This is a genomic window from Legionella rowbothamii, from assembly GCF_900639985.1.
GTDB lineage: Bacteria > Pseudomonadota > Gammaproteobacteria > Legionellales > Legionellaceae > Legionella > Legionella rowbothamii.
This window is the reverse complement of record NZ_CAAAIM010000005.1, coordinates 261621-282791: the sequence shown is the minus strand read 5'-3', so window position 1 is coordinate 282791 and position 21171 is coordinate 261621. Positions and strand designations below refer to the sequence as shown.

Genomic DNA, 21171 nt, shown 5'->3' with positions numbered 1-21171 from the left:
TCCTGTCGTCAGTTTTCACTAACGTTTCTTTTTACTTCTTCTATCTAGTCACAAGCACTCAAGTTATTTCAAAGTGCCCACACAGTTTGTCTTCTTATTTTCTTAATGAACGTTTGCCCCGAGGCGTGCTGCGTATTCTACTGATTTCGATTTCTATGTCAAATACTTTTTGCAATTTTCTTTAAAAAAAATCGCACAGTGTTTATTGTAAATGCAGCTTGGCGATTCTGCGCTTACCTACTTGTATTACATAACTCTTCCCAGAAACCAGTACCAGTGCGGGGTCTTCTGCTTTTTCGCCATCTATTTTAACCGCGCCCTGCTTCACCATACGCATAGATTCAGAAGTGCTTTGCGTTAAGTTCATTTGTTTTAATAATTGCGCTAAGGAAAGCGAATCATCATTTATTATAGTGAACTCATCTAAATCTTCTGGAATAACTCCTTTTTGGAACCGCTCAATAAATTCTTTATGTGCGTGCTCAGCTTGTGCATGATCATGGAAACGTATAATGATTTCTTTAGCAAACTCTATTTTTATATCTCGAGGATTTGCACCGTGTATAACCGAATCCTTTAATTCCTGAATTTCTCTTCCAGTTTTAAAACTCAATAGATCAATATAGCGCCACATTAATTCATCAGAGATAGACATGATTTTACCAAACATATCTGAGGCAGGTTCATTAATGCCTATATAATTATCTAAAGACTTGGACATTTTCTTCACACCGTCCAATCCTTCTATTAATGGCATCATCATAACAACCTGGGGTTCAAGACCGTAATGCTTCTGTAATTCGCGCCCCATTAATAGATTGAATTTTTGATCAGTCCCACCAAACTCAACATCAGCTTTTAGAGCAACAGAATCATAACCTTGTAATAAAGGATATAAGAACTCATGAATCGCTATAGGCTGGCCTGAATTGTAACGTTTATTAAAATCATCTCGTTCTAGCATACGTGCGACAGTGTGTGTCGCTGCTAAACGAATTAAATCCACAGCTGTAAATTGCCCTAACCAGTGTGAGTTAAATGCAACCGTTGTTTTTTGTGGATCGAGAATTTTGAACACTTGTTCTTGATAGGTCTTCGCATTTTCAATAACGGTTTCCTGACTCAAAGGCATACGTGTTACATTCTTTCCTGTAGGATCACCAATCATTGCTGTAAAATCACCGATCAAAAAAATGACCTCATGCCCATGCTCTTGGAACTGTCTTAATTTATTAAGTAATACAGTATGTCCCAAATGCAAATCAGGTGCCGTGGGATCAAATCCTGCCTTTATTTTTAAAGGGGTTCCCTTTTGAAGCTTTTTTTCGAGTTCTTGCTGTGGAAGTACCTCTTCACAGCCTCGCATTAATTCGGAACAAACTGAATCTTCAACTATCATGACATCAAAACCTTTATAAATGATTGACCTATCTTCTCACACCGAGTATCTTAGCCCGGTTGGCAATTTCCTGCCATACCCAAGAGGTGATTTAAAATAATTTGTCACCCGAATTTGAACAAAATGCACACAATGCATTCTTGCGGATGACAACATGTAGGCAAACAATGGATAAAAAACCTTATATTCGAACACGACATTCTGGTATTCAATCCAAATTATTAATGGGTTCTGCATTAATTGTTGCCCTTTCGCTTCCTTATTTGCTTGTGAAAAGCTGTTCACATCATGAACACAATAGCCAAGCACGTCAATCTATTTCATTACCTAAGCTAGAAAAAAAACAAGTAATGGAACAAAAAAAATCTGTACCCCTTGTAGAACTAGCTAAAGTAACAGAGCAGACAATTAAAAAAGAAGTGGAACAAATTAACAAAGTAGAACCGAAGGTTAAAACTAGCCAAGCTAATGTTACACATAAACCTGAAAAAACGGATAAAACAGAAAAGTCGGTAAAAAAAACTGTCGTAGCCAAAGCTGTAAAAACTGTTAAAGTAATTAAAGACAATGAGTGGCAAACCGTAAAACCCCGCTCGGGTGACTCAATGGCCACTATATTTCATCGTCTTGGATTAACTGCGCAAAATTTACATTTGGTAGTTCATAAAAACCCCCATGCGAAAGTATTGACTGCAATTAAGCCAAGTCAAGAATTGCAATTTTTGATTAATAATAAAAAATTGGAAAAGCTGGTCATTCCTATGAATGATATCCAGACGCTAACAATATATAGAGAAGGGGCTGTTTATAAGACCAAGATCGATTCTAAAAAAGTAACGAACCAAGATCGTTATATTACTGGAGTAGTGAACGGTTCATTATATACAACGGCACAACGCTTAGGCGTTCCCAGCAAATTAATTCGCCAAATGACTTCGATTTTAAGCAAACAAGTTGATTTTGCACATTCCGTACGTTCAGGAGATCGCTTTTCAATTGTATATGAAGCGCAGTATGTAAAAGATAAAATGGTGGGAATTGGCGATATTGTTGCGGCTAGCTACACCAGCAATGGTAAAACAGCTCAAGCAGTGCGTCATATCAGTGCGAATGGCTCGCGGGATTATTATACTCCTCAAGGTGAAAGCTTTAAAAAGGCATTCTCACGTTACCCGGTACGATTCAGCCATATTAGCTCAACTTTTAGTACCTCAAGATATCATCCTATTTTGCGTTATCGCCGCGCTCATAAGGGTATTGATTTGGCTGCCCCCATTGGTACACCAATTATGGCAACTGGTGATGGGGTTATTAAAACCATAGGCCGTCATAATGGTTATGGGAATATGATTGAAATTACCCATGATAAGAAGTTCAGCACGATCTATGGCCATATGCTTAAGTTCCAAAAAGGCTTGTATAAAGGAAGCCGGATCAAGCGAGGCCAAGTAATTGGCTATGTAGGACAAACGGGGCTTGCTACTGGCCCTCATTGTCATTTTGAGCTGCATGTACATGGGCAAGCCAGAAATCCTACGTCGACTTATCTACCTACTTCATCTCCAGTTCCTTCACGTGAAATGGCTGCGTTTAAAGCAAGAACCCATGCCTTGTTTAGCCGCCTACAGGCCATGGAAAAAACTGGGTTTGCTAGTAATAAGAACAACAAGAAGAAAAAGAAAATTGGATAGTCACTGTTGGTTGGGCCCTCGGGCCCAACCTATAAAAAGCTTATCCAAATAAGTACCTACAAATCACCACCGAAGCAATAATACCAGCTAAGTCTGCCAATAAGCCCGCAGGTATTGCATGGCGTGTTCTGCGAATACCTACGGAACCGAAATACACCGCAACCACATAAAAAGTTGTTTCTGTGCTTCCCATCATAGTAGCTGCTGTTTTGGCGATCAATGAATTTCCCCCGTATTGATGGATTAATTCCGCCATAATCCCCGTAGACGCACTACCCGAAAAAGGACGGATAAGCGCTAAAGGCAAAACCTCGGAAGGCATGCCAATCAACTCCATAAGGGGTGCGAGCAGTCTTCCCAATAGGGTAAAAAAACCAGACGCTCGCAACATGCCAATGGCAACTATCATTGCAATCAAATAGGGCAAGATATTTAAAACCGTATCAAATCCTTGCTTAGCACCGACAATAAAAGCATCAAACACATTAATTTTTTTTATCGCCGCATAAAGAGGAATACCCACAACAAACAGTAAGAGCATCCAGTTGGATAATTGATTGGCTATTCCACTCATAAGCTATCCGCCTTCTCAACGCTAAAAATAGGCAATTTAGCAAGATGCTTCACTGAAATAATTGCTACTATCGTGGAAATAATTGTTGCTACTAAAGAACTAAATACCACACTAGTGGGATTCGTACTGCCATTAGCAGCAAGATACGCAATGGCTGTTGCAGGAATTAACTGCACGCTTGAAGTGTTAATCGCAAGAAAGGTGCACATGGAGTTACTAGCAACACGGGCATGTTGATTCAAGGTTTGCAATTCTTTCATAGCTTGCAATCCAAATGGGGTTGCAGCATTTGCAAGGCCAAGCATATTTGCCGAAATATTCAGAGCAATGGCGCCCATTGCCGGATGATCAGTGGGTACATCTGGAAATAGCCATCGTAATACAGGTCGCAAGACTTTACCCAATATTTTAATCAAACCAGACTCGGTGGCTATAGACATAATGCCCAACCACAAACACATAATCCCAGCCAACCCTAAAGCAATTTCAAAACCAAGTTTGGCAGAATCCGTGACAGCCCGAACAACCTCATCAATACGCCCTTCAATGACACCAACCACAATCGAAATGAGTATCATTCCTAACCAAATTATATTTAGCATTCTTGCCTCCAGGCTCTGGAACAAGTTAATATGTACTCCACATCCAGCTCAAAATATAAGACACTTCTGATGAAATACACGTCTACTCCCTTATGCAAATTCACTTTGCTCATCGGTTTTCTTGCTTGTACAAGCAGTCATGCTTTTGATTCCAGCGCTACTGAAAAACAAGCAAATTCGTCAATAGAAGAACTATATCATAAGCTAAACCTCATGCCGAACATTTCTATGACCGCGCGCATTGATTGGATAAGCAAGCACTTTATTGGTGTGCCTTATGTGCTAGGCTCATTAGGAGAAGGTCCTAAGGCTCGTTATGATCAATTTCCTCAATATCGGGTGGATGCCTTCGATTGTGATACTTATGTCAATACAGTTGTTGCTTTAGCCTTAGCAAATTCGCTGCCCTCCTTCCAACAATGCATGCAACAAATGCGCTATAGCAATGGCAAGGTATCCTATATTCAACGAACGCATTTTACGGGTTTGGATTGGAATCAATATCATCAGCAGGAAGGGGTGTTCAAAGACATTACTCGGACGATCAAAAACAAGGACAATAAGTCCGTAGCACAGATGGCTACAGCAACTATTGAAAAACCCAATTGGTATGCCTACAAAACAATTGAAACCATCCGCTTACAAAATGCCAGTAAAGCAGAACAAGAAAAACGCTTAGAAGAATTAAAAGCGAAAGGCGCGAAACTGGAAGTTACTTCGGAAAATGTACCTTACCTGCCTTTGACTGCATTGTTCTCTGAACAAGGTAAACCTGATTTACAGCTATTTGCGCAAATCCCTAATGGTGCGATTATTGAAATCGTGCGACCTAATTGGAACGTAAGAGATAAAATTGGCACCTCATTGAATATCTCCCACCTAGGCTTTGCTATTTGGAAAGACCAGATTTTGTATTTTAGAGAAGCCTCTTCAGAATATGGGAAGGTAGTCGATGTTCCTTTAATTGATTATCTGAAGGATGCACTTAAAAGCCCTACGATTAAAGGAATTAACATTCAGGTGGTAGTACCCACTCAGCCGCGCTGTCATAGCTAAGCGAACTATGCAGCCTATATTAGCACAGCGTAATATGGAAATTTGTGCCAGCACAACCCGTATTACGACTTCCTTTAATATAGGCTACAGATTAAAAATGCAGGTTTCAAAGCGCCTCCAGTTTAGGTAGACTATACCCAATTACTGAACATGCTATTTAGGAACATGCAATGAATTATGGATTAATAGAAAAACCAGCCCTATCTGCCAGCGACTGTCTTGTACTTGGCATCTTTTCTGATGAAAAACCATCAGGCTTTGCTGAAGACTTAGATAAAGAATATAATGGCTTAATTAGTAAACTATCCCAAAGGGCTTCTGAAGCAGGTGATCTTATTTGGCACACCAATGCTCATGACCATTCATTGTTACTCGTTCAATGTGGAAAGAAAGAAAAATTTACGCCGAAGCTACTCAAAAAAAGACTAACAGAACTTACTGATGCCGTAATCAAACAGCGTTTCAAATCGGTCACCCTTTGCCTACCACAATTACAAAAGCACACTGCAGATTGGCAGCTGGAACAAATGATTGTGCAAATCGATAATCATCGCTTTCAACAACTGGAATTTAAAAAGAAACATGCAAAACCTCATCATTTAGAACAGGTTAATTTTTATTTGCCAGAAGCAAATCCCAAAGCATTAGAAACAGCGCAAGCAATTGCTAAAGGAGTTGAATTTACTCGCCATCTCGCTAATCTGCCCGCAAATATTTGTACCCCGACTTATTTGGGAGAGCAGGCCATTCAGTTAGCTAAAGAATTTCCCGCTCATCTAAGTTGTACCGTACTAGGACCTGATGAAATGCGTCAGCTAGGAATGGAAACTTTATTGGCAGTGTCTCAGGGCTCTTCTGAACCTCCACGTTTAATCGATATCCATTATACAGGTGCCGGCAATGCTGCACCAATTGTGCTGGTTGGTAAAGGCATTACCTTTGACTCGGGAGGCTTATCGATTAAACCAGCGAATACCATGGATGAAATGAAGTATGATATGTGTGGTGCGGCAAGTGTATTAGGTACGATCAAAGCGTGCGCCCTACTCCAATTGCCAATAAATATCGTAGGCTTAATTGCAAGCTCTGAAAATATGCTGAGTGGTTCTGCAGTAAAACCAGGAGATATCGTTACCAGTATGTCTGGCCAAACCGTTGAAATTCTTAATACGGATGCTGAAGGACGTTTAGCATTAGCGGATGCCTTAACTTATGCTGAACGCTATAACCCTGAGTTTGTGCTTGATATTGCAACCTTAACCGGCGGCATTATTGTTGCTTTAGGTACGGTTGCTACAGGCTTAATGACCCAGGATGATGACTTAGCTCAACTTATTGAAAATGCCGCTAGAGAAAGTAATGACCGCGTCTGGCGTATGCCTTTGGATGAAGATTATCAAGATGCGCTGGATAGTCCTTTAGCCGACATGATTAATGCTGGCTTTGACCGTACAGCCAGTAGCATTACCGCAGCCTGTTTCTTATCGCGATTTACGGAAAAATATCGATGGGCTCATTTAGATATTGCAGGGACTGCCTGGACTTCCGGAAAAAAACGTAATGCAACTGGAAGACCCGTTCCTTTATTAACTCAATTAATTCGCCATGCCGCCAATTCGCGTTGATTTTTATTTATTGGAAAGTGATCAAGACCATGCTCGATGGCTGATCGCTTGTCGTCTTTTAGAAAAGGCTTATCATCGAGGTCATAGGGTTTATGTTTTTTGTAACAATCAACATGATGCCGAATTGATTGATGAGTTGTTATGGACCTTTAAAGAAGACAGTTTTATTCCTCATAACTTGCAAGGTGAAGGACCAGAGCCACCGCCACCAATACAAATTGGTTACGGCCAGGAACCACGCGGGTTTAATGATATATTGCTAAATTTGAGTGATCAGATTCCTGCTTTTTATCCTAAATTCAAACGTGTTATGGAGTTGGTTAGCAACCGGGAGGTTGAAAAGGAACAGAGCAGGATTCATTATCGCGAGTATCGGGCTAAGGGTTGTGAGTTACATACTCATCCGATTAAATAAGCAGGCCTAGGCTGGGCTTTACAACCCAGCCTTCCTCAAGTGGAGCAACCAAGCTTATGCCTAATGATTTTATACTAAGCATCCCATAAAACATTACACTCATCTCTGATGGATGCCTGGAGTAAATTGATTAAGGGAATGGCTCGTTTCGCCAAGCCAATTAGCATCTCACCATCCTCTTCTTCTTTATCTGATAATTGAGAGTCACTTTTCGCCAAACCCTGTTGCAAATGTTCCAATGCCTGAGGCAAATCTTCAAACTTAATTGCCCCTGGAATGGTGCCACTATGCCCCATTAATGACAATAACTGCTTCGCTACCTCACCAAAATAAGTGATATCTTCGTACGCATCTGAATGAAAGGTCACTAACATAGAAAAACTCCTTTTTAACGGCAGTTGTTGCCATAAGCCCGTAACAAATATTCAGCGACAGCGCGCAATCCCATAGCCTCCCCACCTTCAGGCTTGCCTGGTTTAGAACCCAAATTCCACGCCATAATGTCAAAATGAACCCAAGGCGTGTTATTGGATATAAAACGCTGTAAAAATAGCCCCGCTGTAATCGCTCCTGCATAAGGACTATCACTCGCGTTAGCAATGTCTGCAATGCTCGAACGCAAAATTTCTTCATAAGCAGCAAATAGAGGTAAGCGCCAAACGGGATCAACAGTTTTTTGTGCCGTTTCCTGAAGTGCTGCTGCCAATTGATCATTATTAGTAAACATAGCAGAAATTTCGGTACCGACCGAAACACGAGCAGCCCCCGTCAAGGTTGCAAAATCAATAATTAAATCAGGGTGCTCTTCACTGGCTTTAACTAAAGCATCCGCGAGAATCAAACGCCCTTCAGCATCAGTGTTATGGATTTCTACGGTTAAACCATTACGCATCGTCAATACGTCGCCAGGCCTAAATGCATCAGGACCTATAGCATTTTCTACCGCAGGAACTAATAAGTGCAGACGAACAGGCAAGTCGCGCTCCATAATCCATTGAGCTAAGCCAACAGCATGAGCAGCGCCCCCCATATCTTTTTTCATCAACCGCATGCCAGAAGCTGATTTTATATCTAAACCGCCACTGTCAAAGCAAACGCCTTTTCCAACCAAAGTTATTTTAGGATGCTGTTCATTACCCCATACTAAAGATAATAGTCTTGGCGCAGACGCAGATGTTGCAGCGCGGCCTACTGCGTGTATAGCAGGGAAATTATCTTGCAATAAGTCATCGCCAACCCATTGCTTGAAACGTGCACCATAAGTATCAGCTAACCCTTGTACTACAGTTGCTAATTCTTGAGGGCCTAAATCGCTGGTTGGTTTATTAATTAAATCACGCACTAAAAAATGAGCTTGCGCTAAGGCATTTATATTAGTTAGCTCTTCGGCTGGAACCATTAAACGTCGCGGCAGAATAGGGCTTTTTTTATATCCTTCATATCGATACTGTGCAAGCGCCCAGTAAAGAGCTGCTTCTTGAGTTACTTCGCCTTGCACCTGATAAGTATTTGCAGGCAATTGCAGTGCTGCATTTGCTAAAGCCAACTCTGGGCTTCCAAGCCCTGTTCCGATGTAAACACGGTCTACTAAGCCATCAGCATTATTGATTAAACAATAATCACCTACTTTACCTTTAAACTCTCTTAATGCTAAAGAATTACGCTCCAATGGTGCGAAGGAATCAATGCCTTCCTCCCATTGAGTTTGAGATATAAAATAAAGGGGAATCGCTCGATCAGAACAAGTCTCATAAAATAACTCTGCATGCATTTTTTATTCCTTCATCTGGCCACGAAAATGATTAGGTCTAAGTCCGGTTAAACCTAAAACGAACAAATAAATCACCACCACAGCCAAGACATGGGCTCCGAGTAAGCCTAGACGAGCTACTGGCTCAAGATTTAACCAATAATTAAGGGTTCCACCCATTAGAATTAAGTAAATGCTAATCGCCGCATTAGCACATATTAATTGTATACTATATTTCAACCAGCCTGGTGAGGGGAGATATACTTTGCGCTTAATTAATAAAAATAGCAGGAGCCCACAATTCACATAACCAGCCAAGGCTGAAGCTAGAGTTAATCCTGCGTGAGCAAAATGCCAAACGAATAAAGCACACAATATAGTATTAACAACCATTGCTAACGCCCCAACTTTCACGGGGGTACTAATATCCTGGCGTGCATAAAAACCCGAAGCCAATACTTTAATCATCATAAATGCCGGCACCCCTGATGCTAACGTAATTAGACTTTTTTGTGTTTGGAGCACATCATTCGCGATAAATTTTCCATAGGCAAAACAACTCACAATCAAAGGCATAGAAAATAAACACAAACCTAGCCCTGCAGGTATGCCAATAAGCAAGATGGAGCGCAATCCCCAGTCTAATGCCTGTGAATAATGAGAAATACTTTGTTCTGCATGGCGTCGAGAAAGATGAGGTAAAATTACAGTCGCAATGGCTACCCCAAATACGCCCAAGGGAAAGTCAGTTAAGCGATCGGTATAATAAAGCCAGGATACGCTGCCCACTTTTAAGAAAGAAGCAAAAACACTATCTACCATTAAATTCAACTGGGCGATAGAAACACCAAATAATGCAGGGACCATTAATTTAAGTACGCGATTAACTCCAGGGTCATTACGCACTAATCGTGGTCGAACCAAGAGGTTTCGTCGATATAAAAAAGGCAATTGAAATAATAATTGGATAATACCCGCAATCAACACTCCCCAAGCTAAGCCAACTACGGGCTGGGGTAAGTAAGGGCATAAATAAAACGCCGCTAAAATCATGCTAATGTTGAGTAACACCGGGGTAATTGCAGGTACTGCAAAATAACCGTAGGTATTGAGCACTGCTCCGGACATTGCGGTAAGGGAAACTAACATTAAGAAAGGAAAAGTAATGCGCAGCATTTCCGTAGTTAATTGTGCACGACTGCCATCATGACTAAAGCCAGGGGCAAATAAAAAGACAATAAGTGGCGCGGCAAACATACCAATAATAGTGACTGCCGTAAGAATTGAACTCAGGTAGCCTGCAATCCGGGCGATAAAAACTCGTACATCATCAGGGGAGCGGGTTTTTTGATATTCGGCCAAAACGGGAACAAAGGCTTGCGCAAAAGCCCCTTCAGCAAAAAGACGACGCATAAAATTAGGAATACGAAAGGCTACAAAAAATGCATCCATTCCTGCCTGGGCGCCAAAAAAATTAGCCAGCACCATATCACGAGCAAATCCCATCATGCGTGAAATGAATGTCATTAATGAGACTAATGTGGTTGAACGCAACAAACTTTGTCGTTTAGGAATCATAATATCGGTTTTCGTAGCAGACATATTTCTATCGATTATAAAATGAATCCCCTATAATATACCTAAATAATGAAACATACATAATTTTAATGCTAGGTATTGACAGATATATAGAGAATTCTATTGACAAATTCTAGTCCATTGGGCAAGATCACCATCTTTTGTACCATCTGAATGAGTGGAGATTTTTAAGTGGCAAATATTAAATCAGCGATCAAACGTGCTCGCCAAAACGTGAAACTGCGTAAACACAATGCCAGCGCACGTTCTATGTTTCGTACTTACATTAAAAATGTATTAAAAGCGGTTGAAGCCGGTAATAAAGAAGAAGCTACTGCAGCTTATGCTAAAGCCCAACCAATAATCGATAAAGCTGCGTGCAAAGGCTTAATTCACAAGAATAAAGCTGCTCGTATTAAAAGCCGCTTGGTTGCTCGTGTTAAGGAAATGGCAGCTTAATTCGCTGTTAGTTGTAGCAACGCCCAAAAACGTAGTCTGTGTTTAAGTAAAGGCTTAATACGGGCTATGTTTTCTTTTTTTCCATCTTTTTCCCGTTCCCCAGTATATTCAATTTACCCATTGCGAGATCAATCAAGTAATGATGGTGTGTTTTATTTTAATTTTTAAAAATTACGAATACTTTAATGATCTCAATTTAAGTTAAAGAAGTTTGGCAATTTGAGCTCTGCCCCATATTAAGATTCTGCTGTTCGAGAAGCGGTGTTGAGCCAAAGAACCAACCTACAATTTATCATTGAAGCCATTTCGTGAATATTTACATTATTTGCATAAAAATCCTAAAGCGATTGAATCGGTAAACCAGTTCAATCGCTTTAATTATTTCTTTACGGAAAAACGTGGAACTTAACTTTAAGGAGAAGGTGTCTGGTTTAAAGCCAATTCTATTTTCGCATCCATTATGTTTTCCGCTAAGATCTCTTGAGGGCTAAAGGCCATAAGAATACCCTGCAAACGGGGACTCTCATTTACTACCTTAAATACCACACGTTGCGTTTCCTGATCTTTGGGAATAGACACTAATTTAAGGAACTCACGTCTAAGAGAACTATGAAGAGAGTCTATACGCCCCTCAATAAAATCAATCTCGTCCATAGTTTCCGCGTTTTTCAAAAGCTCGGCAAACTCCTTATATTTTATAGTCATCTGCTGAGTAATGTCTTGAAGGGAATTTAAAGAATCAATAAATTTTATAGCTTCAATTCTCTTCTCATCATTTAACGAAGCATACATATTTTCTAAAGCTATTTTTTCCGCAGCGGCACTAATGTTTTTTGCCGCCATATCTGTATATGTAAATAGGATCCTAATACTTGCATTCTCTTTAAGCTCTAAAAGCTCTAATATCTTTTTTTCAACATCTGCATTTACAGTAATTGCTAATTCCGATTTTTTAGTCTCAAGGTAGGCTCTTACGTTCTTTTGTAGCTCGATCATTTGATATGTTATAGAAACAATCTCATCCGTTGTTTCCGCATGAGTTAACTTCTCTCGAAGCAGCTCTAGCTTTTGGCTAAATTCATTTATATCGCTAATTTGAGGTTTAGCTTTTAAAAACTTAATTAGTTCTTTCGCCGATACGCTCACATCAGGATGGAAAAATGCCGAACTCGTATTTCTACCCATTTTAATTCCTCAATATCATTTAAGCTAATATTTTAAACATCAAACGTCTTATCTGTCTTAAAACGTACTATCTCTCTTTAGTGGTGCAACTAAATCAGTAGACTGCCGCTGCTGCTCCTTGTTTTCTTGCTTTATTTGATTCAAAAAAGTGGTTTTTACTTCACTTACCAGTGTGCTTGTGCTATCAAAGGAAGAAATATCCAATAAATCAATGCCACTCAACTTTTTAATTTGCTCGACTGCAGCATCAACAGAATCGGGTGGGTTATTTAAAGTACGTAAAACAGAAAGCGCCTTTGAAACAATCTCTTTGTGTTTAAAATCAGGTAATCGGTTAAGAGCCTGCGAAATCAAACCTTCCTTTCCCTTATGGTACTCCTCAAGCGCTTTCGTTGCCCAGGAAGGAATAGTTACATGCTCTTTTCGGCCCTGAGAGTCATCCATCCCCATATTGGCTTTAACAACTTCATTTTGGGAACCTTCTACTTGGCGTGAAGAGGCTATTGCCGAATGAAGTCCTCGACTTCCAAACGCTTTTCGGTGTTCGAGAATTTCTTCATATTCTTCTTTAACTTTTTCTATCAATTCAGCTATCCTCTGAGAACGCAGTAACTCATCCTCCTCACTTACAATTGATTGAATACCCTCTCTAGCCCTCTCAAAATCCAATTTCAGCTCATCGGGTTTCAGTCGGCAAGGCTCTTGCATGCCTCCAAATAACTCTAGCTCCGCAAGATCAAGTGGGTCAAGGGCTTGCGAAGGCAGAGAGAAATACTTTTCCTCTTTAGACGGTTCTTCGGCTTCTTTCTTAGTCCAATCTAAATAATATGTATTAAATTTTTCACACAATTGATCAATCTCACCTTCCTCAAAAAATTTCAAGTGTATTGAACTTTGTTGAAGTGCTCTTAAATGCTGATTAAAATCTTCGGGCGTATAAGATTTATTATCGCGCAAGCGATAATGATTATGATTTCGAGTAGATTCTTCTTCAAGATGGTGCATTAATTTTATATGTACCGCATTACTTCCTCGATAGTACATGTCACAACCATTAGTCACCTGTTGATGAGCTAAGGCGGCGGCGTTGTAGAGTTCATCACGGAATTCTTGGGGGTATTGATCCATGTATTCGCCTTTAGTCCAAAAGTACCAGGTTAGACTATGACCTTTAACTTGTAAGGCAACACGAACATCAATCGTTTGTTTCTCCAAACCCCTTTCTGGATCTTCATAGGCAGTTTCAAATACTTTACCTTTCGTTAATCGGAAAGTTCTTCCTGCTTCTTTATATTCCTCTACTCTTTTTCGATATTCTTGTTTATCACCTGTAGCAACAAGAAGTTGTAACTCTTCTGATTCCTCTGATTTAAATGAGTGCATGAAAGGCACTGTATGTTTTTTATTTAGTAAAATAAAAAAAGGTACTGTCATAATGATCACCAATAAGGTTAACTTAAAATCATCCTGCCCCTATAATATTCTAATTGATTACATAGGACAGTTCAAGCTTTTTTAAATCATTATGCGCTTTTTGAGATCAAATTAGGCACCATTGCCTACATTTGTCTTTTTTTTGAGCTGGAATTCATGGCATTAAAACTGGCCTTACCAGTTTCATCAGGTTTTTTATTTCCAAAGAACCTGGCTGATTCTACGGATGAGCTATCGCCGGCAAAGCTCTTATCTTGAGGCTTCTCTTTTGCCTTTCCAGCAGCAGGATCCTCTTCACCGATTCGTGTGCAGATATTATTCAATTTGTCAGTAATTGCTTGAGAAAGATCCCTACTTAATTGATGTAACAGACTGGCAGGAATACTCTTGAAAATATTAATGAGATAAGGCTCGACCGCTGGGGGCTCATTACCGTCTGCTTGTTTTATTAACTGCACTAAAGGAGATATAGTATATTCTGGTGCAGAGCTTTCGGGATTATTCTGACTCAAAACCGACATTAATTCATCTGCCGGAGCAATCTTGATTAACTGTTCAATCTGCTGGGCAATAGGAACTACATCAAGATTATGTTCGATACCAGCAATTAATGCTCTGGTTAAAAACATCATCCCATTAAGTCCTTTATATTCTCCTGTTTTAATTGGCTCTAATAACATCAAGTCCCTTTTTTGTTCTTCTTTTACGGAATAAGAGTCTAATCGAGAAATAATCGTCATTAACCGAGCCACTGCGGCAGAATTATCTTTGATGTACGCCGTTTCAACCAGCGTTAATAAAATAAGATGCAGCGAGGATAGCCCCTTATAGGGTCCTGAGTTGTTTATTTTATATAGTTCACTGAGAAAGAGCTGCGGATTGGTATCTAAGACCTGCAATAGCACATCTTGAATTATCATCACCAGATTCGAATCATGACGGCCTGCCTTCAATAAAGCACTACACAATACATACAGGTTGCTTTTACCCTTATATAAACTATGAGTAAACTCTTTGGTCAATGCCTCCCCCATAATCCGTGGCTCTTTTTGCATACACTTCTGAAACAGTTCAGCAATTATTGCGGTTTCTGCTCGATTATTTACGAATGTTACCGACTGAAGCAACGCGCGAAGTAAGGCTAAAAGTGGATTTTTGCCCTCCTCCATCCCATTGCCTTCATTCTTCTTTACTAACAGAGAGCAAAATTTAAAATTTGGGGTTTCCAAAAGTTTCTTAAATAGGAGAGCAAGCGCCAGTAAAGAATTAGACTTCCTTACCTCACCATGGACCAGAGAGGAATAATTATTCATCCACACATAGAAAAAGCTTTGTCCTTTGAACACACCCTCACTAGCAGACTGTTGAAACATTGCTTCTAAAGCCTCAGAATCCTGATTTAAAATTTTTATCGTTATTGCAGAAAGGATTTCAACCGTTGTGGTATCCGATGACTTTACAGCACAATAAAGAGCATAGGTAAGCCAATAAAAAAAGTTACTTCTTTGGATCTCTTCTAAAGAATTATCTTCCACATAATTATAAAGTTTGGTGGTAAATGCGACTAACTCTGCACCTTGAAGCTCTATATCGCGATTACCCACATAACGCGATATTGGCTGGAAAAAAAAATCCTTTTGTTCTGTCATCGAAATGCCTATTCTGGGAATAATAAGTTCTTACTGTCAATTATGGTGGCAAATCAACTAATAGGCAAGTAGTTGATTTATTAAACATCAAGGATGACGCATTCCTCATATACCTATATAGAACTTGAGGGTAAGTGAAAATCACCATTCTTGTTTTTATTATCATGCCCTGCACTGAAAGGAAAAAATCGACATGAAGCTATACTCGAAAGCGCGGCTATTTCAGCAGGTTCTGCAACAGATGGTTCACATAATACACTTTTAGTTTTCGAATTAGTTTCATTTACAAAAAAAAACTGCTCATCAGGCGATAATAAAGAATGGATTCGAGATGCAGCTTGAGTGTGAGCAAGTGCATTAATAATTACTTGCGCATTCTGTTGTTGTGTTGGCTGACTCATATTACGAGCCATACTTATAAGTTGATGTATCGGCGAAGATGTATATTCAGGTGAGGCATGTGCAGGTGCGAATTGAAATACAGCTGTCGCTAATTGCTCTTCTGGTGCTCTCTTAATCACATCCAGAATAAAATCCATCATAGGTGTCACATCAATACCATGTGCTATTGCTGCACTTAGCGCTCTACACAAAAATACGAAGCCATTCAGGTCCTTATAGGCTCCCTTATTAATGGTTTCGAGCAACGCAGAAATCGTACTCTCTTCTCTTTTATCATCACTGGTTAACGTTGAAAGTATGCTCATCAATTGAACTATGATTTCAGAATTTTTATCTTTATAAGCAGCTTCAACCAAGCTTAATAAAATAAGGTGGAGTGAAGATAATCCCGGATATGTTCCTAACGCATGATGCTTATATAAAGCATCAGTAAATGGCTTGGGATGATTCTTAAGTGCGTGCAACATTACATCTATGATGATGGTAACAGAATCGGAATTATTAAATAATGTCGCTTTAAGTAAAATGCCACTTAATAGATAGAGGCAACTCTTACCTTGGAACAAGCCCTGGGTAATTTCTTGAGTTAATGCCGCCCCCATAAGTCTGGGCTCTTTTTGCATGCAATTATAAAACAACTCAGCAATAAGATTTGTTTGCAGCAAATTACTCATTTCGCCTGCCGACTCCTGGTAGCTCCGCAGCAAAACTAAAAGGGCATTTTTTCCTTTATCACTCCCCTCGTCGATATTTTTAACTAGCAAAGAACAAAATCGCGAATCCAAGGCATTTAATAACTCTTTAAACATGATATTAAAAGCATGTAATGAGCTTAAATCATCATTTGGACTGAAGATAAGAGAGTAATAATTATCCATCCAAAAATAGATAATACTTTGGCCTTTAAACCGACCTTCTCTAATCTGTTGATTAAGCATAGCATAAAAAGCATCTGGATCTTTGTTTAAAATGCTTTGAGTTAAACTCATAATCAAAATAATGGGATTTGTCGGCAAACTCATATTGGAGTTAGAACAGGAACTTGAATTAGAACTCATGTCAGAAAGTTTAACAGCACAGCCAATAGCGAACGTTAACCAATGAAAAAAATAGCTATTTTGTAGTTCTTGTGCGGAAAAGTGGATGCTTGCATCATTAAGTTCATCGATTAAAGAAACAAGCTGGGCATATGATAATTCTTTTTGATTCTTCAATAAATCAAAATTGGGAGCAGAAGCAAGAATATCTCCATCATTATCTACTGGCAAAAAACCCATTTAAATAGTCCAAAAAATATACAATATTACCGTTATTATTACCTGTTTTAAAATAATACACAAGAATTTTTTATAAGATCTTAAGCGTAGACCAGGCTGTTGCAAGGCCCAACCTAGCAATAACCACAGTCCAAATTAATGTAACGTTAAGATAAGTAGCTCCTCAGAAATGTTCTCATCCTCAGAATCAGGATCACAATAATTACGGCCTATAATTTTGCACAGTTTTTGCTGATCGTCCAAAGACAAAGCGGGCGTGACATTCTGCTTGTTATTTTTTAAATTGCTCTTCAGTAAGTTCATCGGAGGATGGCGTACACTATATTTTCTAGGCTTTACAGCCCAACCTTATATGTTAAAAATAGGATTTAATAGAGACTAGGTATTAACCCAAGAGCGGAGCCTTATTCAGGCTCGCTCCCAGTATTATTAACTATAGGAATTGCCTGTTTTAGCTTGATTTACCTGCTCGTACGCACGGCGTGCAGGTTCAAAATCAGGATATTGAGTCACTATATGCTTTAAAATCATGCGCGATAAAAGCTCATCCCCTCGATTCCACTCATTTAATGCATCAAAATACATCCTATTTGCAGCCTCCCCAGCAACAATCGGTGCGCGCTCCAATGTTACCGGCTCAACGAAACTGACACGTGCCTGGTTTTTCGCTTCCATGCGTAGTAACACCTTACGGGCTTGTATGCTGCCATTGTCACTAGCTTGTTGTAACAAGAGTTTTCCTTTTGAGGGGGATACCTCACCCGCAGTACCCTCTAGGTAATAAGTACCGAGCTGGTATTGTGCATATGCATTTTGCCGCGCTGCTAATTTTTGGTAGAAACCTGCTGCCATTTTTGGATCTTTTTCGACACCTAATCCATAGTGATACATTCTGGCTAAAGCCAACATAGCCTTTTCATTACCCTTAGTTGCTGCTGCCTGATAGTACTTAAGCGCTTCAGCAAAATCTATTTTCGAGGTAATTCCAGTTTCTGAAAGTAGCCCTAATTCATAAAGTGCATTCGCATTTCCTAAATCTGCCGCTTTCTTATACCAAGCTAAAGCTTGTTGTTCATCGCGAGACTGGCCAAGCCCCATAAAGTAGATGCTACCTAATTGGTTCATTGCGTCATGAACTTGATCATTTGCTGCTTTAACAAATAACTCTTTAGCTTTTAAGTAATCCACTGGAGTACCTTTACCATACAGGTACATCAGACCTAAATTATAAATACCTAGGGCATTACCTTTAGCCGCGGCCTTTTCATAAGCCTGAAGCGCTTGGGGATAATTATCATCCACAGTCTCATTAATAAAGCCCAAGGCAACATAAGCTTCTGGTAAGGTCGCAGCGGCTTTTTGGAACCAATCTTTTGCGGCACTATAATCAGGCTCACCGTTGTAACCCAATTGATAGAATTGGCCTAATAAATATTCTGCCAGTGGCTCACCCTGCTCTGCAGCAGCAGTATACCAGCGTTGCGCGCCAGCCATATCAGGAGCAGCACTCAAACCATTTTCATCCATGTAGGCTAATTTTAACTGCGCGTATTTATCTCCTTTCTGAGCCAAACCTTCATAAATCGTTCTGGCTTCTTTCATTTTATTTGCATCGGTATTTTCCGCCAGATAATAATCCGCGAGAACAATCCCTGCATGACTATTGCCTAATTCATAAGAATGAATTAAATCGGGTAAGAAGTCCCTTTTTGCCTGTTGCAACAATACTGCCATATTAAAGTCCGCATAAGAGAACTTATCTTTTACTGCTTGTTGCAATTGCACCATTCCTTGTTCATTATTCTTCTCAACACCTTTACCTTCAGCAGTATAAGTACCCAAAATAAATTGGCTTACCGAATTTTGCCCAGCTTGCTGGTACCAGTGTATTGCTTGTGCAGGATCGGCACTAACTCCTATGCCGCGATCATAAAGCAGTCCAAGAAGCAATGCTGCTTTTTCATTTCCCGCTTCAGCCTGTTCTTTAGCAACCGCAAAAGCTTTCGCCTTTCTTTGCGCATTACTGTCCATGGCATTATAAAATGCTAGAGGTAATAAAGCATTGGAAATACCACGATCCGCAGCTCCTTGATACAATTGACGAATTAACGCAATTTTTTCCTTTTTCGCATCGACACTTAAATCACTATCATGCTGCCGTGCTAAGCGGTCAGCTAAATCGTATTCAGCCAGCCCATAATTGTTTGCTGCAGCCAAATACAACATAGAATTGGCTTGCTCGGGATCCGCTTTAATATACTCCCCCCCCTCAGGTCCAGTTATCCCTTTTTCCAGAATTCTAGACAGGACGTATTGAGAGTTTTTATTTCCTTTAAATGCTGCGTCAGTTAAATCTTCTAAAGCCAGCTGATAATCCTCTTTACTCTTCGCACGCTGTAAATACAACATACCGAGATTATACTCAGCACCTAAATGCTGTTGCTGTACCGCATTTTGATAAAACGCAATGGCAGCGGAATCGTTTTGGGTCACTCCTATGCCATATTGGAACATTTGCCCTATTTCAAATTGCGTTTGTGCATCCCCTAATATTGCGCGGTTATATAATTGATAAAATTCCGACATCATATTAACTTGCTTTTGCCAACCCTCCGTCCACATATCCATAATACTTGGCTCTTGTGACACGAGATCCGCATACTGCGCATCAAGGTAAGGGGCAGGTAAATCAGGATGAGCAACAATAAGGCTGTTTGCACGCTCTACCTCAGCTACTTGATTATTTAACGGATAAACTGGATACATCCATTGATTGGACTGCGCGCTAGACTCACGGCTTAAAAGCGCATCATAATAGCTAGTAATGGGCACATCATTAGGTTGTACCAACTCAAATTGAGGCTTAAAGATACTATGACGAGAGATGGTTTTTAACTTAGGTGATTGATTGTATGAATAATCGCCTAAAACTGTAGGATTACTCCAAGCGCTTAAAATACCATTCATTTGATAAGCGGTGTGAGCTAACTTATCTGTGGTGCCATTGCTTAACCATAAAGCCGCAGCAGCTAAAGCTTTCCCTTGATTACTTGCTTTTTCATCTTGGTTTGCCTGATCTTGCCATTGCTTTGCCATATCCAGATCAGCCTCAACCCCAATGCCTTTTTTATAAAACTCAGCAAGTTGGCGTTTTGCTTCTGTCGAATCATTTTGCGCAGCCTTTAATGTCCATAAAAAAGCTGTTTTAGGATCATGTACCGGGCTTTTTGCATCCAAGTAAACCTCAGCCAAGTCAAGATAAGCTTCATTATTTTGGTAATTTCCTACTTTTTCAAACCATTTTAGTGCTTGGTCTTTTTGATTTTGCGCTAGTGCGACCTCACCTAATTTAACCATTGCTGGAGCAAAACCTTGAGCTGCAGCTTTATTTAATAATTCGGTTCCCTTCTCAACATCTTTATCAACCAGTTTGCCAGAAAGATACAGGCTGCCTAATTTAGTTAGTGCCTGGGGATTTCCATTAGCTACCGCTTTATTTAACCAAATAAGACCTAACTTATTGTTGGATGAATGGCGGCTGTTGATAAAATTTTCAGCCAGAGTATATTGAGCAATAGAATTACCATTTTTTGCCGCATCGATATAAAAACGAGTTGCCGTATCGTAATTTTTCTTCACGCCAATGCCATAAAGATAGGCCGCAGCTACAAACATTTGTGCATCTACGTTCCCTGCCGCCGCAGCCTGCTTAAACCAGGTTACCGCATGCTCTGGGTCTTTATCGTGCAGTAAAGCATATTTAGCAACGAGCATAATTGCAGGTAAATAGCCTTTACGCGCAGATTGCGTAAAATAGCGCATTGCTAACTGGGTATTTTTTAGTTGACCGTATCCATACAGATAAATGCGTCCTAAATAATAATCAGCAACCGCATTTTTTCCGGTTTGACTCATTAACGGCTCGATCGCCTTATTATAATTTCCTAAGCGATAAGCGCTGAAATCATCAGCAACAACCTGCTGGCTGGCGGTTGCTGCGAGCAAACATACCCAAGGCACTAGCGATTTCATGAAGATTCTCCCTCTATACATGGCAATTCAATCTTAATTCACT

The 21171-nt window shown here is 39.9% G+C and carries 16 protein-coding genes; 5 read left to right on the top strand and 11 right to left on the bottom strand.

The window, feature by feature from the left end:
- Nucleotides 1-202: 202 nt before the first annotated feature.
- Nucleotides 203-1399 (bottom strand): tyrosine--tRNA ligase, encoded by a 1197-nt coding sequence (gene tyrS, locus E1P08_RS10770; RefSeq protein ID WP_133137020.1) that lies wholly within the window; start codon nt 1397-1399, stop codon nt 203-205.
- 167 nt (nt 1400-1566) lie between these two features.
- On the opposite strand from tyrS, the gene E1P08_RS10765 reads away from it, so the two are divergent.
- On the top strand, nt 1567-3090 hold the full coding sequence (locus E1P08_RS10765; RefSeq protein ID WP_133137019.1) for a M23 family metallopeptidase: 1524 nt from the start codon (nt 1567-1569) through the stop codon (nt 3088-3090).
- A 40-nt stretch (nt 3091-3130) separates the two neighbouring features.
- On the opposite strand, the gene E1P08_RS10760 is transcribed toward E1P08_RS10765, so the two are convergent.
- Both E1P08_RS10760 and E1P08_RS10755 read right to left on the bottom strand, forming a co-directional pair.
- Complete coding sequence (locus E1P08_RS10760) at nt 3131-3664, bottom strand: spore maturation protein (protein WP_133137018.1); 534 nt, start codon at nt 3662-3664, stop codon at nt 3131-3133.
- A complete protein-coding gene (locus tag E1P08_RS10755) occupies nt 3661-4266 on the bottom strand; it encodes a nucleoside recognition domain-containing protein (RefSeq protein WP_165485153.1) in 606 nt (201 codons plus the stop codon). Before E1P08_RS10755 ends, E1P08_RS10760 begins: the two co-directional genes overlap by 4 nt.
- A gap of 69 nt (nt 4267-4335) precedes the next feature.
- On the opposite strand from E1P08_RS10755, the gene E1P08_RS10750 reads away from it, so the two are divergent.
- The 3 genes from E1P08_RS10750 (at nt 4336) to E1P08_RS10740 (ending at nt 7362) form a co-directional block, all read left to right on the top strand.
- The gene (locus E1P08_RS10750; RefSeq protein ID WP_133137017.1) at nt 4336-5322 is read left to right on the top strand and encodes an N-acetylmuramoyl-L-alanine amidase-like domain-containing protein; all 987 of its coding nucleotides are present in this window, start codon (nt 4336-4338) and stop codon (nt 5320-5322) included.
- 170 nt (nt 5323-5492) lie between these two features.
- Nucleotides 5493-6947 carry a leucyl aminopeptidase gene (locus tag E1P08_RS10745; RefSeq protein ID WP_133137016.1) on the top strand — a complete coding sequence of 485 codons (1455 nt, stop codon included), beginning with the start codon at nt 5493-5495 and terminating at the stop codon, nt 6945-6947.
- Entirely contained in the window at nt 6928-7362 is a 435-nt protein-coding gene (locus tag E1P08_RS10740; RefSeq protein ID WP_133137015.1) for a DNA polymerase III subunit chi, read from the top strand. Before E1P08_RS10745 ends, E1P08_RS10740 begins: the two co-directional genes overlap by 20 nt.
- A gap of 74 nt (nt 7363-7436) precedes the next feature.
- Here E1P08_RS10740 and E1P08_RS10735 read toward each other — a convergent pair whose 3' ends face one another.
- Genes E1P08_RS10735 through murJ form a run of 3 tightly spaced genes read right to left on the bottom strand, consistent with a single transcriptional unit; the run spans nt 7437 to nt 10714 of the window.
- Nucleotides 7437-7736 (bottom strand): DUF1840 domain-containing protein, encoded by a 300-nt coding sequence (locus E1P08_RS10735; protein ID WP_133137014.1) that lies wholly within the window; start codon nt 7734-7736, stop codon nt 7437-7439.
- A gap of 14 nt (nt 7737-7750) precedes the next feature.
- On the bottom strand, nt 7751-9133 hold the full coding sequence (locus E1P08_RS10730) for a leucyl aminopeptidase family protein (protein ID WP_133137013.1): 1383 nt from the start codon (nt 9131-9133) through the stop codon (nt 7751-7753).
- 3 nt (nt 9134-9136) lie between these two features.
- Complete coding sequence (gene murJ, locus E1P08_RS10725) at nt 9137-10714, bottom strand: murein biosynthesis integral membrane protein MurJ (RefSeq protein ID WP_133137012.1); 1578 nt, start codon at nt 10712-10714, stop codon at nt 9137-9139.
- Nucleotides 10715-10882: 168 nt separating this feature from the next.
- Between murJ and rpsT the strand changes: the two genes are divergently transcribed.
- The gene (rpsT, locus tag E1P08_RS10720; RefSeq protein ID WP_133137011.1) at nt 10883-11149 is read left to right on the top strand and encodes a 30S ribosomal protein S20; all 267 of its coding nucleotides are present in this window, start codon (nt 10883-10885) and stop codon (nt 11147-11149) included.
- A 411-nt stretch (nt 11150-11560) separates the two neighbouring features.
- On the opposite strand, the gene E1P08_RS10715 is transcribed toward rpsT, so the two are convergent.
- The 5 genes from E1P08_RS10715 to E1P08_RS10695 form a co-directional block, all read right to left on the bottom strand.
- Complete coding sequence (locus tag E1P08_RS10715; RefSeq protein ID WP_133137010.1) at nt 11561-12334, bottom strand: hypothetical protein; 774 nt, start codon at nt 12332-12334, stop codon at nt 11561-11563.
- Nucleotides 12335-12391: 57 nt separating this feature from the next.
- Complete coding sequence (locus E1P08_RS10710) at nt 12392-13768, bottom strand: hypothetical protein (RefSeq protein WP_133137009.1); 1377 nt, start codon at nt 13766-13768, stop codon at nt 12392-12394.
- A gap of 125 nt (nt 13769-13893) precedes the next feature.
- Nucleotides 13894-15417, bottom strand: coding sequence for a hypothetical protein (locus E1P08_RS10705; RefSeq protein ID WP_133137008.1), 1524 nt, complete (start codon nt 15415-15417; stop codon nt 13894-13896).
- Nucleotides 15418-15530: 113 nt separating this feature from the next.
- Nucleotides 15531-17096: a hypothetical protein gene (locus E1P08_RS10700; RefSeq protein ID WP_133137007.1), complete on the bottom strand. Its 1566-nt coding sequence runs from the start codon at nt 17094-17096 to the stop codon at nt 15531-15533.
- 429 nt (nt 17097-17525) lie between these two features.
- Nucleotides 17526-21128 (bottom strand): tetratricopeptide repeat protein, encoded by a 3603-nt coding sequence (locus tag E1P08_RS10695; RefSeq protein ID WP_133137006.1) that lies wholly within the window; start codon nt 21126-21128, stop codon nt 17526-17528.
- Between the last annotated feature and the right edge of the window lie 43 nt (nt 21129-21171).

What these genes read in the sequence shown, in the direction of transcription:
- tyrS (WP_133137020.1), bottom strand. Translation starts at nt 1,399, where the DNA reads ATGATAGTTGAAGATTCAGTTTGTTCCGAATTAATGCGAGGCTGTGAA.
- E1P08_RS10765 (WP_133137019.1), top strand. Translation starts at nt 1,567, where the DNA reads ATGGATAAAAAACCTTATATTCGAACACGACATTCTGGTATTCAATCC.
- E1P08_RS10760 (WP_133137018.1), bottom strand. Translation starts at nt 3,664, where the DNA reads ATGAGTGGAATAGCCAATCAATTATCCAACTGGATGCTCTTACTGTTT.
- E1P08_RS10755 (WP_165485153.1), bottom strand. Translation starts at nt 4,266, where the DNA reads ATGCTAAATATAATTTGGTTAGGAATGATACTCATTTCGATTGTGGTT.
- E1P08_RS10750 (WP_133137017.1), top strand. Translation starts at nt 4,336, where the DNA reads ATGAAATACACGTCTACTCCCTTATGCAAATTCACTTTGCTCATCGGT.
- E1P08_RS10745 (WP_133137016.1), top strand. Translation starts at nt 5,493, where the DNA reads ATGAATTATGGATTAATAGAAAAACCAGCCCTATCTGCCAGCGACTGT.
- E1P08_RS10740 (WP_133137015.1), top strand. Translation starts at nt 6,928, where the DNA reads ATGCCGCCAATTCGCGTTGATTTTTATTTATTGGAAAGTGATCAAGAC.
- E1P08_RS10735 (WP_133137014.1), bottom strand. Translation starts at nt 7,736, where the DNA reads ATGTTAGTGACCTTTCATTCAGATGCGTACGAAGATATCACTTATTTT.
- E1P08_RS10730 (WP_133137013.1), bottom strand. Translation starts at nt 9,133, where the DNA reads ATGCATGCAGAGTTATTTTATGAGACTTGTTCTGATCGAGCGATTCCC.
- murJ (WP_133137012.1), bottom strand. Translation starts at nt 10,714, where the DNA reads ATGTCTGCTACGAAAACCGATATTATGATTCCTAAACGACAAAGTTTG.
- E1P08_RS10715 (WP_133137010.1), bottom strand. Translation starts at nt 12,334, where the DNA reads ATGGGTAGAAATACGAGTTCGGCATTTTTCCATCCTGATGTGAGCGTA.
- E1P08_RS10710 (WP_133137009.1), bottom strand. Translation starts at nt 13,768, where the DNA reads ATGACAGTACCTTTTTTTATTTTACTAAATAAAAAACATACAGTGCCT.
- E1P08_RS10705 (WP_133137008.1), bottom strand. Translation starts at nt 15,417, where the DNA reads ATGACAGAACAAAAGGATTTTTTTTTCCAGCCAATATCGCGTTATGTG.
- E1P08_RS10700 (WP_133137007.1), bottom strand. Translation starts at nt 17,096, where the DNA reads ATGGGTTTTTTGCCAGTAGATAATGATGGAGATATTCTTGCTTCTGCT.
- E1P08_RS10695 (WP_133137006.1), bottom strand. Translation starts at nt 21,128, where the DNA reads ATGAAATCGCTAGTGCCTTGGGTATGTTTGCTCGCAGCAACCGCCAGC.